This is a genomic window from Azospirillum sp. (assembly GCF_035628975.1).
GTDB lineage: Bacteria > Pseudomonadota > Alphaproteobacteria > Azospirillales > Azospirillaceae > Azospirillum.
Window position 1 is genome coordinate 20,951 of the sequence record NZ_DASPIS010000093.1, and the last position, 13,985, is coordinate 34,935.

At 67.7% G+C, this 13,985-nt stretch carries 15 protein-coding genes; 6 read left to right on the plus strand and 9 right to left on the minus strand.

The annotated features are described in order from the left end of the window. Positions 1-13: 13 nt before the first annotated feature. Positions 14-874 (plus strand): DMT family transporter, encoded by an 861-nt coding sequence (locus VD964_RS19815; protein WP_324870226.1) that lies wholly within the window; start codon positions 14-16, stop codon positions 872-874. Between the two features lie 73 nt (positions 875-947). Then, positions 948-1,124: a hypothetical protein gene (locus tag VD964_RS19820; protein WP_324870227.1), complete on the plus strand. Its 177-nt coding sequence runs from the start codon at positions 948-950 to the stop codon at positions 1,122-1,124. 4 nt (positions 1,125-1,128) lie between these two features. Here the strand turns inward: VD964_RS19820 and VD964_RS19825 are convergent, their stop codons facing one another. Then, a complete protein-coding gene (locus VD964_RS19825; protein ID WP_324870228.1) occupies positions 1,129-2,103 on the minus strand; it encodes a nitronate monooxygenase family protein in 975 nt (324 codons plus the stop codon). 430 nt (positions 2,104-2,533) lie between these two features. On the opposite strand from VD964_RS19825, the gene VD964_RS19830 reads away from it, so the two are divergent. Genes VD964_RS19830 through VD964_RS19845 form a run of 4 tightly spaced genes read left to right on the plus strand, consistent with a single transcriptional unit; the run spans position 2,534 to position 7,098 of the window. Next, positions 2,534-4,765, plus strand: coding sequence for an ATP-binding protein (locus VD964_RS19830; protein WP_324870229.1), 2,232 nt, complete (start codon positions 2,534-2,536; stop codon positions 4,763-4,765). 4 nt (positions 4,766-4,769) lie between these two features. Beyond that, positions 4,770-5,243, plus strand: a complete 474-nt coding sequence (locus tag VD964_RS19835) for a response regulator (protein WP_324870230.1) — start codon at positions 4,770-4,772, stop codon at positions 5,241-5,243. Then, a complete protein-coding gene (locus tag VD964_RS19840; protein WP_324870232.1) occupies positions 5,243-6,733 on the plus strand; it encodes a sensor histidine kinase in 1,491 nt (496 codons plus the stop codon). Before VD964_RS19835 ends, VD964_RS19840 begins: the two co-directional genes overlap by 1 nt. Next, entirely contained in the window at positions 6,730-7,098 is a 369-nt protein-coding gene (locus VD964_RS19845; protein WP_324870233.1) for a response regulator, read from the plus strand. The genes VD964_RS19840 and VD964_RS19845 overlap by 4 nt, the downstream gene beginning before the upstream one ends. Before the next feature lie 67 nt (positions 7,099-7,165). Here the strand turns inward: VD964_RS19845 and VD964_RS19850 are convergent, their stop codons facing one another. The 8 genes from VD964_RS19850 to VD964_RS19885 all read right to left on the minus strand — a co-directional run bounded on the left by VD964_RS19850 (position 7,166) and on the right by VD964_RS19885 (position 13,898). Next, on the minus strand, positions 7,166-7,684 hold the full coding sequence (locus VD964_RS19850; RefSeq protein WP_324870234.1) for a copper chaperone PCu(A)C: 519 nt from the start codon (positions 7,682-7,684) through the stop codon (positions 7,166-7,168). A 105-nt stretch (positions 7,685-7,789) separates the two neighbouring features. Next, entirely contained in the window at positions 7,790-8,197 is a 408-nt protein-coding gene (locus VD964_RS19855) for a DUF2946 family protein (RefSeq protein ID WP_324870293.1), read from the minus strand. A 163-nt stretch (positions 8,198-8,360) separates the two neighbouring features. Continuing rightward, positions 8,361-9,038 (minus strand): ABC transporter ATP-binding protein, encoded by a 678-nt coding sequence (locus VD964_RS19860; RefSeq protein ID WP_324870235.1) that lies wholly within the window; start codon positions 9,036-9,038, stop codon positions 8,361-8,363. Between the two features lie 34 nt (positions 9,039-9,072). After that, positions 9,073-9,828, minus strand: a complete 756-nt coding sequence (locus tag VD964_RS19865) for an ABC transporter permease (protein WP_324870236.1) — start codon at positions 9,826-9,828, stop codon at positions 9,073-9,075. 3 nt (positions 9,829-9,831) lie between these two features. Continuing rightward, a complete protein-coding gene (locus VD964_RS19870; protein ID WP_324870237.1) occupies positions 9,832-10,827 on the minus strand; it encodes an ABC transporter substrate-binding protein in 996 nt (331 codons plus the stop codon). 136 nt (positions 10,828-10,963) lie between these two features. Then, positions 10,964-11,443, minus strand: coding sequence for a cache domain-containing protein (locus VD964_RS19875; protein WP_324870238.1), 480 nt, complete (start codon positions 11,441-11,443; stop codon positions 10,964-10,966). Between the two features lie 67 nt (positions 11,444-11,510). Beyond that, positions 11,511-11,939: a cytochrome c-550 PedF gene (gene pedF, locus VD964_RS19880; RefSeq protein WP_324870239.1), complete on the minus strand. Its 429-nt coding sequence runs from the start codon at positions 11,937-11,939 to the stop codon at positions 11,511-11,513. 204 nt (positions 11,940-12,143) lie between these two features. Continuing rightward, the gene (locus tag VD964_RS19885) at positions 12,144-13,898 is read right to left on the minus strand and encodes a PQQ-dependent methanol/ethanol family dehydrogenase (RefSeq protein WP_324870240.1); all 1,755 of its coding nucleotides are present in this window, start codon (positions 13,896-13,898) and stop codon (positions 12,144-12,146) included. Positions 13,899-13,985 lie beyond the last annotated feature (87 nt).

Here is a 13,985-nt window from a genome sequence, read left to right on the forward strand (position 1 = left end):
GATCGGGGGCAGGATGCGGTGGGTTTCGGCAGGATGGGGCAGCGGGATGCTCGGCGTGGTCATCTTCAGCGGTTCGCTGCCGGCGACACGCGTCGCGGTCGCCGGATTTCCGCCGCTGTTCCTGACCTCGGCACGGGCGGTGATCGCCGCCCTGCTGGCGGCCGCCCTGCTGTCGATCCTGCGGCAGACGCGGCCCGCCCGTAGCGACCTGCGCCCGCTGGCCATCGTGGCGCTCGGGGTCGTAGTCGGCTTTCCCCTGCTGACGGCGCTGGCGCTTCAACGGATCACCTCGGCGCAGTCGATCGTATTCATCGGGCTGCTGCCGCTCGCCACCGCCTTGTTCGGCGTGTTGCGGTCGAGGGAACGGCCGAAACCCGCCTTCTGGCTGTTCTCGACCCTCGGGGGCTTCGCCGTCGCCGGTTTCGCCCTGGCCCAGGGTGGCGTCGCGTCGCTTGCAGGCGGCCTGCTGATGGTCGCGGCGATTCTGCTCTGCGGGCTCGGCTATGCCGAGGGCGCGGTCCTGTCCCGGCGGCTGGGCGGCTGGCAGGTCATTTCCTGGGCGCTCGTGCTGGCATTGCCGGCCATGGCGGTGGCCGCGCTCCTGACGATGCCGGAAGATTGGAGCGGCGTCGCCGCGCCGGCCTGGATCGGGCTGGGGTACGTCTCGGTCTTCAGCATGCTGGTGGGGTTCGTCTTCTGGTATCGCGGTCTGGCGCTCGGCGGCATCGCCGGTGTGGGGCAATTGCAGTTGCTTCAGCCCCTCCTCGGCCTCGCGCTGGCGGGGTTGCTGCTGCACGAGCCGGTCGCCTGGACCATGATCGCGGTGACCGGACTGGTGGTCCTGTGCGTCGCAGGCGCCAGGAAGTTCGCGTGAGCGGCAAGCAGCCCGGTCACCTATTGCGGCGGGTCATCGACCGTCGGCACACGCCTCCCGCGGGAACCGAAGCGTGGCTGGCGGGTTGATCCAAGCATGGGCGTGGCGCCACCGGAGGGCGGAGGCGCCAGGCAATGCACGAAGCCATACAGGAACCGATACCATGCTCAAGATCCTCGGCTGGGCCATCCTGATCATCTTCATCATCGGCCTGCTGGTCGTCACCGGCATCCTGAAGCTGATCTTCTGACCGCCTACTCCTCCGCCATCGCCAGAGCCCGGCGCAGGTGGGTCCGGCACTCCGCGACCATGCGGCGGATCAACTCGTCGCAGGTCGGGATGTCGTCGATCAGGCCGATGACCATGCCGGCGGACACCACTCCGGCCTGGACGTCGCCGGACTCCAAAGCCGCCCGGCCGCGCTGGCCGGCAACGAGGGGACGGACCTCCTCGAATCCGGCGCCGCCGGGACGGCGTTCCAACGCAACCACCTCGTCCGACACCGCATTCTTGAAGACGCGGGCGGTGTTGCGCAGGCTGCGCAGGATCAGGTTGGTGTCGCGCTCGCCGGCCGCGACCAGCGCCTGCTTGACGGCGTCATGCACCGGCGCCTCCCGCGTGCAGAGGAAGCGCGTGCCCATATTGACGCCCTCAGCGCCCAGCGCCAGCGCCGCCGCCATGCCGCGGCCGTCCGCGATGCCGCCGGAGGCGATGACCGGGATTTTCAGAGCCCGGACCGCCGCCGGAATCAGCACCAGACCGGGAATGTCGTCCTCCCCCGGATGGCCGGCGCATTCGAAGCCGTCGATGCTGATGACGTCCACCCCCGCCCGCTCGGCGCTCAGCGCATGGCGGACGCTGGTGCATTTGTGCAGGATGCGGATGCCGTGCGCCTTCATGCGCTCGACGAAGGCGCGCGGGCTGTTGCCGGCGGTCTCTACGATGGTGATGCCGCTGTCGATGATGACGTCCAGATAGCGCTCGTAAGGCGGCGGCGTCACCGCCGGCAGCATCGTCAGGTTCACGCCGAAGGGCCTGTCGGTCATGCCGCGGCAGCGCTGGATCTCCCGCGCCAGATCCTCCGGCGTCGGCTGGGTCAGCGCCGTCAGGATGCCGAGCCCGCCGGCATTCGACACCGCCGATGCCAGTTCCGCCAGCCCGACCCACTGCATCCCGCCCTGAACGATCGGATAATCGATGCCCAGCAGGCGCGTCACCTCGGTCTTCATGCCGTCACTTCCTCCCCGTTTCCGACCTTTATCGTTGCCGCCCGATCATCGCTCCCGGCCTGCCATGCGGCGCAACCGGAGTATCCGTACTTATAAGCTGACCCATAAGACGAAACAGCATATGATCTTAGTTCTATGATCAAAGCGCAAATCAGACAAAATTCTGTGAACCGGCTGAAAACTTGCCCTATGATAATGAAAGTATAGGGTCTGATGAATATCCTGCCGTGCCGGTCGCTGCAACGCGACGCGTCGGGCAGGAGCCGGGTTTTGCATCGTGGACTGTTCAGACTGCCGTCGAACTCTCGACGGGAATCCGGCAGACTCTGGTGACAAGGGCCTGAGTCAAGCGGGCCTGCCGGACTGTGACCGAGACGAGCAAAGGACGATCGTGACGCCTGCAACCGGACCGGAACCGTGGCCCCAGACCATGGCGGGCAGCTTTGACCTCGACGCCTGCGCGCGCGAACCGATTCACATTCCCGGCAGCATCCAGCCGCACGGCCATCTCCTGGCGTTGGAACCCAACGGCCTGCGCCTTGTCCGGGCGAGTGCGGAAGCCGGCGCGGTGCTCAACCGCCCGCTCGACGAGGCTTTCGGTCAGCCGATCGACCGGCTGATCGACGCCGACGGCATGGCGTCGCTCGTCCGCCGGCTGCGCGCCGCCCCTGCCGAACCGGTACAGCTCGACATCCTGCACCTGCGCGGCGGCAGCGACCATCAGGCCATCGCCCACCGGTCCGGCGGGCTGGTGATCCTGGAGCTGGAGGACCTTGAAGCCACCGGCGTCGGCACGCTCGAGGCGCTCTACCCGCAGATGCGCGAAGGCATCCGGCGGATGCAGGCGTCCCATGATTTCGAGACGCTGCTGACCTGCACGGCGGAGGAGGTGCGGTCGCTGACCGGTTTCGACCGCGTGCTGATCTATCGGTTCGACGAACAGTGGAACGGCACCGTCATCGCCGAGGACGGCAACGGCCGCCTGCCTTCCTACCGCGGCCTGCGCTTTCCCGCCTCCGACATTCCGGAGCAGGCGCGCCGCCTCTACGCGCTGAACCGCCTGCGGCTGATCGCCGATGCCCGCTATCGCCCGGTTCGCATCCTGGCGGTTGATGAGGCGGCGGAGAGGGAACCGGAGCCTCTCGACCTCAGCTTCTCCGTTCTGCGCAGCGTGTCGCCCGTGCATCTGGAATACATGCGCAACATGGGCACGCCGGCTTCGATGTCGATCTCCGTCATGGACGGGGAACGGCTGTGGGGCCTGATTTCCTGCCATCATGCCGAACCGCGGCAGGTGTCCTTCGCCATCCGCACCGCCTGCGACCTGCTGGGACAGGTGCTGTCCAGCCAGATGATCGCGCTGGAGCGGGCGGAGGATGCCGATCACCGCATCCGTTCCAAGAGCATCCAGGCCCGGCTGCTCGCCCACATGGCCGCGGCGGACCACTTCATCGACGGGCTGGCGGAGGATGGCGAGGATCTGCTGTCGCTGGTGAATGCCGACGGCGCCGCCATCCTGTTCGACGGCGATTGCCGCCTGATCGGCCACACCCCGCCGCAGGCGGTGGTGGAGGCCATCGGCGCGGAACTGGCCGGTCAGGGCATCAAGGATCTGTTCGCCAGCCACCAGTTGCCCGTGGAGATGCAGGCCGCCGCCGGGATGGACGCCAGCGCCAGCGGGCTGCTGGCGATCTCCATCTCGCAGCTGCATCCCAGCTACGTCCTCTGGTTCCGGCCGGAGATCGTGCGCTCCATCGAATGGGCCGGCGATCCCAACAAGCCCGTCGACGACAGCGGCAGGCTATCGCCGCGCAACTCCTTCGAGACCTGGAAGGAGACGGTGCGCGGCCAGTCCCTGCCTTGGAGCCATGGCGAGATCGAAGCCGCCGGAGACTTCCGCAACGCCATCGTCAGCATCGTGCTGCGCAAGGCCGAGGAAATGGCCGCGCTGAACGAGGAGCTTCGCCGCAGCAACGGCGAGCTTGCCGCCTTCTCCTACTCCGTCTCGCACGACCTGCGGGCCCCCTTCCGCCACGTCTCCAGCTATGCCGAGCTTCTGCGCTCCCGCGCCGCCGACAAGCTGAGCGATCGGGAGCGCCACTATCTGGACAGCATCATTGAGGCGGCGAGTTCGGCAGGCACGCTGGTCGACGGGCTTCTGCACTTCTCGCAGCTCGGCCGCGCCACGCTGGCGCGGGTGGAGGTCGACGTAGCCCGGCTGGTGGAGGAGGTCCGCAACCTGCTGGAGCCCGACCTGCGGGGGCGCAACGTCCATTGGACCGTGCATCCGCTGCCCAGCGTCACCGGCGATCCGACCATGCTGCGGCTGGTGGTGCAGAATTTGCTGTCCAACGCCATCAAATATTCCCGCGACCGCGCCGAACCGGAGATCGAAATCGGCTGCCGCAGCACGCCCGAGGCGCATGAGTTCCATGTGCGCGATAATGGCCGTGGATTCGATATGGCCTATGCCGGTAAACTCTTCGGCGTTTTCCAACGCCTGCACCGCGAGGAAGAGTTCGAGGGCATCGGCATCGGCCTCGCCAATGTCCGCCGCATCGTGGAACGCCACGGCGGCCGGGTGTGGGCGGAAGGCAAGCTTGACCAAGGTGCAACCTTCCATTTCTCTCTGCCGCGGTCCGCAACCGCCGAATCGAGGTAGCCCGATGGCCAAGCTGAAACCGATCCTGCTGGTCGAGGACAACCCGAAGGACCTGGAGCTGACGCTGGAGGCCTTCGAGGAGGCCCAACTCGCCAACGACATCGTCGTTGCCCGCGACGGGGCGGAAGCGCTGTCCTACCTGTTCCACGAGGATGGTCAGGCGGTGTCCAAGCCGACCGACCCGAAATATCCGGCCGTCATCATCCTCGACATCAAGCTGCCGAAGGTGGACGGGATCGAGGTGCTGCAGCGGATCAAGGCCAACGACAGCACCCGCGCCATCCCCGTGGTCATGCTGACCTCCTCCAAGGAGGAGCAGGATTTGGTCCGCAGCTACCGGCTGGGGGTGAACGCCTTCGTCGTCAAGCCGGTCGGCTTCAAGGAGTTCTTCGACGCCATCCGCGACATTGGCAGCTTCTGGGCGATCCTGAACGAGCCGCCGCCCGGCTGCCATCCCCGACGTCCGCGCGGCACCTGATGACCAGACTGCTCGACCCGTCCGCAGGGACCCTAGCATCGGACGGTACGCCCGCCGGTCGGGGACTGCTGATTCCCTGCCGCGTCCTGCTGCTGGAGGACAACGGCATGGACGCCGATCTGGTGCGCGAGCACCTGTTGATGATCGACGACCATGATTTCGACATCCAGCGCGTCGACACCCGGCAATCCTTCATCGACGCGGTCGCAAATGGCGGCCCGTACGACCTGATCCTGTCGGACTTCGATCTGCCCGATTTCGACGGCATGTCGGCGCTGGCCATCGCCCGCGAGCGGCTGCCGCGAGTGCCCTTCATCTTCGTGTCCGGCATGCTCGGCGAAGAGAACGCCATCGAGGCGCTGAAGAAGGGCGCCACCGATTACGTGGTCAAGCTGCGGATGGAGCGGCTGCAGGTCGTGGTGCGCCGCGCCCTGGTGGAGGCGCGCGACCGCAACGAACTGGCCGACAAGCGCCAAGCCTTGGCGGAGAGCGAGGCGCGGCTGCGCTTCGCGCTTGAGGCCGGGCGGCTCGGCTCGTGGGAATTGACGCTGGCGGACAACCGGCTGCGCGTGTCCTCAATCTGCGCCGCCAACCTGGGCCTGTCAGATCCGGATAAGCTCACCAGCTATGACCAACTGCTGGCGCATGTCCATCCGGAGGACCGCGACTATCAGCAGGCGATGGTCCAGCAGGCGGTGAACAGCGGCTCCCCGCTGGATATGGAGTACCGCACCATCTGGCCCGACGGCAGCGTCCATTGGGTTCAGGTGCGCGGCCGCGCCGTTTACGACCGGGACGGCACGCCGACCGGACTGGCCGGCGTATCGCTGAACATCACCGACCGCAAGAAGGCGGAGGAACGGCAGCTTCTGCTGCTGGAAGAGCTGAACCACCGGGTGAAGAACACGCTGGCGATGGTGCAGTCCATCGCCAAGCAGACCTTGCGCGCCGCCCCGTCGGTGGAAGCGTTCCCGGATGCCTTCCAATCCCGTCTGCGCGCGCTGGCCCAGGCTCACGACCTGTTGACCCGCCGCCAATGGCAGGGCGCCTCGCTGAGCGAGATCGCCGCGCTGACGCTGGAACCCCATGTCCATGCCGGCCGGGTCACGGTCGGCGGGCCGCCGGTCAACCTGACGACCGGGGTCGCGGTGTCCCTTCACCTCGCCTTCCACGAGCTTGCCACCAATGCCGCCAAATATGGCGCCCTGTCCGCGGAGAACGGGCGGGTGGAGCTGGATTGGGAGATCGCGAAGCCGGACCAGCCGCCGGTGCGCGCCGGCAAGGACGGCCACGCTGGCGCGCTGGTGCTGCGCTGGCGCGAGAGCGGCGGGCCGCCGGTGGTGACGCCGACCCGCCGCGGCTTCGGGTCGCGCCTGATCGAACGCGGCCTTGCGCATGAGTTGGAGGGCGATGTTGCTCTTGCTTTCGACCCCGCAGGCGTGCGATGCCGGCTGGTGATTCCCCTGTCGTCGCGAGTGAGCCCGCAGTGACCGACGCGAACATTTCCGACCTGACCGTGCTGATCGTCGAAGACGAGCCGCTGATCGCCATGAGCCTGGAGGATGCCCTGCTCGACCAGGGCGTCACCTGCCTCGGCCCGGCCGGCTCGGTGGCGGCGGCGCTGGGAATGATCGAGGCGGGCGGCTTCGACATCGCCCTGCTCGACGTGAACCTGCGCGGCGAGCGGGTGGATGCGGTGGCCGACCGATTGGCTGCGGCCGGTATCCCCTTCATCTTCACCACCGGCCATGGGGCGGAGGGGCTGCCCGACGCCCACCGTACGCGTCCGGTGATCGGCAAGCCCTTCCGCGACGTGGACATCACCGACGCGCTGGTCCGTCACCGTCCGCGCTGACCGGATCCCGTCAGGGCCATTCCATGGGGCCCGCCGGCAGGGGATGACCTGCCGGCGGGCTTTTCCGTTACTGCTTCTGGGGCTGGCCATGCGCGGCGCCGGCCGCCGCACCCATGTGGTTATGGCCGTGGTCGGAACCGCTCTGGCCGGCGGCCTCGACGGCGAGTTCGACCTCGACGCTGCCGGCCTTCTCGAAGCGCAGGGTCAGCGGCACCCGCTCGCCCTTCACCAGCGGCTTCTTGAGGCCGAGCAGCATGACGTGCAGCCCACCCGGCGCCAGCTTCACCGATTCTCCGGGCGCGACGGCGATGAAGGGCACCTCGCGCATCTTCATCACGCCGTTTTCGTTCAGATGGGTGTGCAGCTCCGCCTTTTCGGCGGCGGGGGTGGAAGCGGCGACCAGCCGGTCTTCCGCCGTGCCGGTGTTGGTCAGCGACAGATAGGCGCCGCCGTTGGGCGCCGACGGCGCGGTGGCGCGGGCCCAGGGATGGCCGATGTCGATCGGACCGGCCTTGTAGCTGTGGGCCAGCGCGGCACCGGCGCCGATCAGAGCGAGAGCGGTGGCGATGCCGAGAATGCGCTTCATTGACTTGTGCTCCTGAACAGGATGTGGACATGGCATGCGGCCGGCACGGATCCCTCTGGGATCGGGGCACGCGATGCGCAACGAATTGAATGGCAGTGGAGGAGATCAGGCGCTCAGCGGCGGTCCGCGGGCCTGGAGCGTCGATAGGAACCAGCCAGCGGCGATGCGCTCGCCCGGCAGCAGGCGGGTGTCGCCGGCGACGGCCATGGCCGGCTCGACCGTCAGGGGCGGTGGAGGCAAGGCAAGCCCGGCGATCAGCGGGCAGAGCGGGCAATGGCCGCTGCCGAAGGGTGTCGGGTCGGACGTGCCGCCGTGGCCGTCACCGGCGTCGTGATCCACGCCGATCAAGGCGATGCCGTAGTTCGCAGGTCCGAATTCCGCAGAATCGACGTCGATTGTCGCGAAGCCGCCGGCCGAACAGATCTGCAGGGACGACGTTTCTCCGGTCCGTGCGACGGCGGAAGCGACGGGCATCCAGCCCCAGGCGATGACCTGAAGCAACAGCGCGGCCATCCCGGCCAACAGGCCAAGCCTCCGCACCTGTCGCACTGTCCACCGACCGAACGCCATCCGGCTCCGCCGCCCTTCGACACCGCCGGACCAAGCCGGCACGACAGCACCATAACGCACCCGCTCCGACCGGACGAGGGGCAAATGTATCAAAAATCGGCAGCACTCACGCCAGCAGGCGGAAGGCCGGTTCCGGGCGGGACAGCAGGTCGCGGCGCAACGCTTCGATGGTGGCATCGTCGCGGGCGGCGCGGGGGATGGACACCGGCACCTCGGCCACCACCCGCCCCGGCGAGGGCGCCAGCAGCAGCAGCCGATCGGCGAGCGCCAGCGCCTCGCGCAGATTGTGGGTCACCAGCAGGACCGTGGTCGGCCGCTGGTCCAGCAATTCCGCCAGCAGTGCGCGCAGCCGGAGCGCCGTCGGCTCGTCCAACGAAACGAAGGGCTCGTCCATCAGCAGCAGGTCCGGTTCGACCACGAAGGCGCGGGCCAGCGCCACCCGCCGCGCCATGCCCAGCGACAGCTGGGTCGGGAAGCGGTCGGCGAAGGGCGTCAGCTCCAACGCGTCCAGCATGGCGCCGACCGCCGGCCCCTTGCGTTGCCCCCTGGGCAGGACCAGGGCCAGATTCTGCCGCACGCTGCGCCAGGGCAGCAGCCGCGGTTCCTGGAACACGTAACCGAGCCGCGCCGGTTCGCCGTCGGGCCGCGCGCCGATGGTGACCTCCCCTTCGAAGGCGCGGTCCAACCCGGCGACGATGCCGAGCGCCGTCGTCTTGCCGCAGCCGCTGGGGCCGACCAGGGCCACGACCTCCCCCGCCGCGGCGGACAGGCTGAGGCCGCGCACGGCCTCCACCGCGCCGAAGCGCTTGGAGCGGATTTCAAGCGTCAGCGGGCAAGCGCCGCCAGCGCTGGCTGCGCCGCTCGGCCGGTTGGAGGACGCCGTATTCCAAAAGCTGGACCACGGCCACGAACGCGACGGTGTAAGCCAGGATTCCTGCGACATCGAACGTCTGGAAAAGGAGGTTGATCTGGAATCCGACACCGTCGCTGCGACCCAGCAGTTCGACCACCAGCACGATCTTCCAGATCAGCGCAAGGCCGGACCGCGCAGCAGCGGCGATGGTGGGGGTGAGTTGCGGCAGCAGCACATGGCGCAGCCGGTCGGCGGGCGACATGCGATAGACATGGGCCATGTCGATCAGCCCTTCGTCGATGGCGCGTGCGCCGGCCCGCACCAGGACCACCGTGTTGGGGATCTTGTTGACGGCCACCGCACCGATGGCCGCGGCCTCGGTCAGGCCGAACCAGACATAGGCCAGCACGATCACCACCAGCGCCGGCAAATTCAGGAAGAAGACCAGCCACGGCCCGAACAGCCGGTCGATGAACAGGGAGCGGCCCATCGCAACCCCCAGCCCGGTGCCGATGGACATGGCAAGCGCGAAGGCGCCCAGCACCCGCAGCAGCGTTGCACCCAGATGGTGGAACAGCGCCCCGCTCTCCGCCTCGCGCAACAGGGATTGGGCGACCGGCAGCGGTCCCGGCAGCAGGCGCCCGCCGACCAGAATCGCCGCCGCCTGCCAGCAGGCCAGCAGCAGCAGGATGGACAGCAGCGGCATCAGGGCGCGGCGCACCGGCTATGCCCCGCCGGTCCAGAAGGTGCCGGGCGCGATTGTCGCCGCATCGCCGACCAACTCACGCCCGCCGAGCCGGGCCAGCAGCGCATAGAGCTGTGCGGCGCCGGCTTGCTCCTCCGCGGTCCAGCGGCGGGGGATGCCCTCGCGGTAGCGGTCGCGCAGGGTGCGGAAGGTGGCGTCGTCCTCTGCCTGCATCAGCGGGGCCAGCCGGTCCCAGGCGGCATCGGATTGCGCCAGCAGCGCCTTCGCCTTGGCGCTGGCCGCCTGGAATCCGTCCAGCGCGGCCGGGTTGGCGCGCGCCCATTCCTCGCGGAAGACATAGCCGATGGATGGGATGTCCGCCGGCTGGCCCAATGCGGTCAGCATGTCCGACACCGTGACCAGCACGCGCATGCCCCGCGCCTCCAGCCGGGCGGCGAAGGGCCAGTAGGTCAGCACGGCGTCCAGGTCGCCATCGGCGATCTTGCTGTTCAGCAGCGGCGGCGCACCGTAGAAGGGCTGGGCGTCGCGGTCGAGCGCAAGGCCATGCCGGTCGCCGGCCAGCGCCTTCAGCAGGAGCCAGCTTTTATCCAACGGGCTGCCGGCGACGCCGATGCGCTTGCCGCGCAGGTCGGCGATCCCGGCGATTGCGGAGCCGGCCGGCACCACCAGCGCGCCCACGGCGGTCGAATAGGGGATGAAGGACAGCGCCTCCCCCTTCGTGCGCATCCGCGACACCCACAGCCAGTCGGAGACGATGATCTCCACCCCGCCCGCCTGCAGCGCGACCTGCGTGGCCGCACTGCCCGCCAGTTCCACCAGCCGCAGGTCGATCCCGGCCTGCTCGTCGAAGCGGTTGGCGCGGAGGGTGTCGAGTTCCCAGCTGACCGTGCCGAACTTCAGCACCCCGGCGCGGACGACCGGCCGCCCGGCGGCGAGGCCCGGCCGGAGCGCGGCGGTGGCCACCAGCGCGCCGGCGGCCAGCAGCGTCGCCCGTCTCGTACAGCCTGCCGACATGGTCCGATCCCCGGCGTCTGGTTGAACCCTCAGTCTAGGGGCATTGCAGATGGTTCGTATATTCAACGATAGGAGGATGGGGCGGAGTATGCGGAGGTGCCGGTCCCCGACACCCCCCTTCCCGCTCCCCGCACCGTCACTGGTCGTAGGTGCCCGCCCCGACGATGTAGTTGCCGTCGCGGGTGACGTAGGAATGCTTGTGCTCGACCTTGTTGGTCTGGCGGTTCAGCCAGACATAGTCGATGACGGCGCTCGGCTTGTCCTTGGTCTCGGTGATCATCGCCTGGACGATGGGCTTGCCTTCGGCGTCCTTCAGGTCGGCGGCCTCGGAACCGGCAAGGCGCGGGTTGGCGCCGGACGCCACGTAACGGCCGTTGGCGTCGAAAACGAAGACATACAGCTCGCCACGGCGGAAGCTGCCCTTCGGGTCCTGGAAGGCCTTGGTGGCTTCCTCCGGCCCCTTGGCCTTCAGGTAGGCGACGGCGTCAGCGACCAGCGACTTGGCCTGTTCAGGGGTGGCGCGGTCGGCGGCGAACGACGTGGCGGCCGGCGCGACCAGAAGGGCCGCGGCGACGGCAACCAGGGAAGCGGTTCTGCGAATGGTTCTGCGAATCATGGATGACCACCTTCAGGGAAGTAAAACGGGATCGGAAAGCCGGCGCTTGGTGACCGCTGGCGGGGGATCACTCCTCGTGCACGGTTTCCAGCCAGGAGCGGATCGACCAAAGCGCCTCCTGCCCCAGCGCTTCGCCGAAGGCCGGCATGTAGGTGACGCCGTTGCGGATCGAGCCGTTGATCACGCGCTCCTTGAACCATTCGTCGCCGGCATCGCCCTTCTCCAGATAGCGCAGGTCGGGGGCGATGCCGCCGGAGACCGCACCCAGCCCATGGCAGCGCGCGCAATTCTGGTTGAAGGCGGAGGAGCCGATCTCGATGGCGCGCTGGTTGCTGCGGTAGGGATTGCTGTCGCGCCACTTGTCGCCCAGCTTCTCCAGCCCGCTGGTGTCGACCGCCTGTGGGACGACATCGCCATGGGCATAAACAAGGCCGGGGAGAACCACGGCACCGATCAGACCAACGGCGGCTGCAATTCGAAGAATCCGTGCATTCATGAGTAAGACGTTCCCTCTGTTTCTCGCCGCCCTGCGGCTTCTGCTTCGCATGAGCCGACGTTATCAGCAGTGGGTCAGGCAAATAATTGGACTATGGTAGGACACAACAGAACAGGGGAACAATTAGACTGGCCGATACTGAATAACGAGCCGAGCGGGCCGGATTGCTCCGGTCCGCTCGGCTCACTGCCGGTCGTGAACCGATCAGGCCTTGGGCAGCTTGAAGACCCAGAGCGAGCCGCCCTGGTTGATGTCCTTCACCAGCTTGGCGACGTCGCCGCCCCACAGCGGCACGGCACCGCCCCAGCCGGAGACGACGGCGACATACTGCTCGCCATCCATCTTCCAGGTGACCGGGCTGCCGACCACGCCGGAGCCGGTCTGGAACTTCCAGACCTCCTTGCCAGACTTGGCGTCGAAGGCCTTCAGGAAACCTTCCGGCGTGCCGGTGAAGACGAGGTTGCCGGCGGTGGTCAGGACGCCGCCCCACAGCGGGGCCGGGTTCTTGTATTCCCAGACGATCTTGCCGGTCTTCGGATCGACGGCGCGCAGAGCGCCGATGTAATCGTCATACAGCGGCTTGATGGTGAAGCCGGCGCCGAGATAGGCCGCACCCTTCTTGTAGGTGATCGGCTCGTTCCAGATGTCCATGCCCCACTCGTTGGCCGGGACGTAGAACAGCTCGGTCTGCGGGTTGTAGGCCATCGGCATCCAGTTCTTGGCGCCCAGGAAGGCGGGAGCCGCGAAAACCGACTTGCCCTTGGCATCGCCGCTGCCCTCGGTCGGGGCGCCCGGACGGTTTTCGTCGACATAGATCGGACGGCCGGTCTCGATATCGATGCCCTTGGCCCAGGTGATCTTGGTGACGAAGGGCGTGGCGTTGATCAGTTTGCCGGTGTTGCGGTCGATGACGTAGAAGAAGCCGTTGCGGTCGGCCTTGCCGCCGGCCTTGATCACCTTGCCGTCCTTCTTCAGGTCGAAGGACACGAACTCGTTCACGCCGTCGAAGTCCCAGCCGTCATGCGGCGTGGTCTGGTAGTGCCACTTGATCTCGCCGTTGTCCGGATTGATGGCGAGCGTGGAGGAGGTGTAGAGATTGTCGCCGGGGCGCAGATGCGAATTCCACGGAGCCGGGTTGCCGGTGCCGAAGAACAGGCTCTTGGTCTCCGGATCGTAGGTGCCGCCCAGCCAGGTGGCCCCGCCGCCGGTCTTGTACATGTCGCCCGGCCAGCTGGCGTTCACCTTGCCGGTGACCGTCGACTCCTTGCCGTTCAGCATGCCCATGTTGCCTTCGATGGTCGGGCGCTGCCAGACCAGCTCGCCCGTCTCGGCATCGCGGGCCTCGACCATGCCGATGACGCCGAACTCGCCGCCGGAATTGCCGGTGATGATCTTGCCGTCGACGATCATCGGGGCGGCGGTGTTGGAATAGCCTTCCTTGTAGTCCTGCAGCTTCTTGTTCCACACGACCTTGCCGGTCTCGCGGTTCAGCGCGACGAGGCGGGCGTCCAGCGTGGCGAAGTAGATCTTGTCCTTGTAGATCGCCGCACCGCGGTTCACCACGTCGCAGCAGGGCATGATGCCGTCGGGCAGGCGATGGTTGTATTCCCACTTCTTCTGGCCGGTGCGGGCATCGACCGCATAGAGGCGGGAATAGGAGCCGGTGACGTACATAGTGCCGTCATAGACGATGGGCTGGGCTTCCTGCCCGCGCTGCTTTTCGCCGCCGAAGGAGAAGGACCAGACCGGGACCAGCTTCTTGACGGTGTCGGCGTTCAGGTCGGTCAGCGGGCTGAAGCGCTGGGCCTGCGGACCCATGCCATAGGTCAGGACCGCGTCGGTGTTGGTGGCGCTCTTCAGCAGGTCGTCATTGGACGGGCCGTCGGCGGCGAGAACGCCGGTGGCGCTGAACGCGGTCAGCGAGGCTGCCAGGGCGAGACTTGTAACCAGACGCTTCATGTGCGGTTGCCTCCCAATACTGATGATGACGGCACCGCCCGGGCAAGGTCCGGCCGTTGCCGCAGGACGGGCGGGTCCGGCGGTGCT

Bases quoted from the DNA above. Each gene is read 5' to 3' on its own strand.
- VD964_RS19815 (WP_324870226.1), top strand. From the start codon at position 14: ATGCGGTGGGTTTCGGCAGGATGGGGCAGCGGGATGCTCGGCGTGGTC.
- VD964_RS19855 (WP_324870293.1), bottom strand. From the start codon at position 8,197: ATGGCCGCGCTGTTGCTTCAGGTCATCGCCTGGGGCTGGATGCCCGTC.
- VD964_RS19825 (WP_324870228.1), bottom strand. From the start codon at position 2,103: ATGAAGACCGAGGTGACGCGCCTGCTGGGCATCGATTATCCGATCGTT.
- VD964_RS19870 (WP_324870237.1), bottom strand. From the start codon at position 10,827: ATGTCGGCAGGCTGTACGAGACGGGCGACGCTGCTGGCCGCCGGCGCG.
- VD964_RS19875 (WP_324870238.1), bottom strand. From the start codon at position 11,443: ATGATTCGCAGAACCATTCGCAGAACCGCTTCCCTGGTTGCCGTCGCC.
- VD964_RS19850 (WP_324870234.1), bottom strand. From the start codon at position 7,684: ATGAAGCGCATTCTCGGCATCGCCACCGCTCTCGCTCTGATCGGCGCC.
- VD964_RS19885 (WP_324870240.1), bottom strand. From the start codon at position 13,898: ATGAAGCGTCTGGTTACAAGTCTCGCCCTGGCAGCCTCGCTGACCGCG.
- VD964_RS19835 (WP_324870230.1), top strand. From the start codon at position 4,770: ATGGCCAAGCTGAAACCGATCCTGCTGGTCGAGGACAACCCGAAGGAC.
- VD964_RS19840 (WP_324870232.1), top strand. From the start codon at position 5,243: ATGACCAGACTGCTCGACCCGTCCGCAGGGACCCTAGCATCGGACGGT.
- VD964_RS19830 (WP_324870229.1), top strand. From the start codon at position 2,534: ATGGCGGGCAGCTTTGACCTCGACGCCTGCGCGCGCGAACCGATTCAC.
- pedF (WP_324870239.1), bottom strand. From the start codon at position 11,939: ATGAATGCACGGATTCTTCGAATTGCAGCCGCCGTTGGTCTGATCGGT.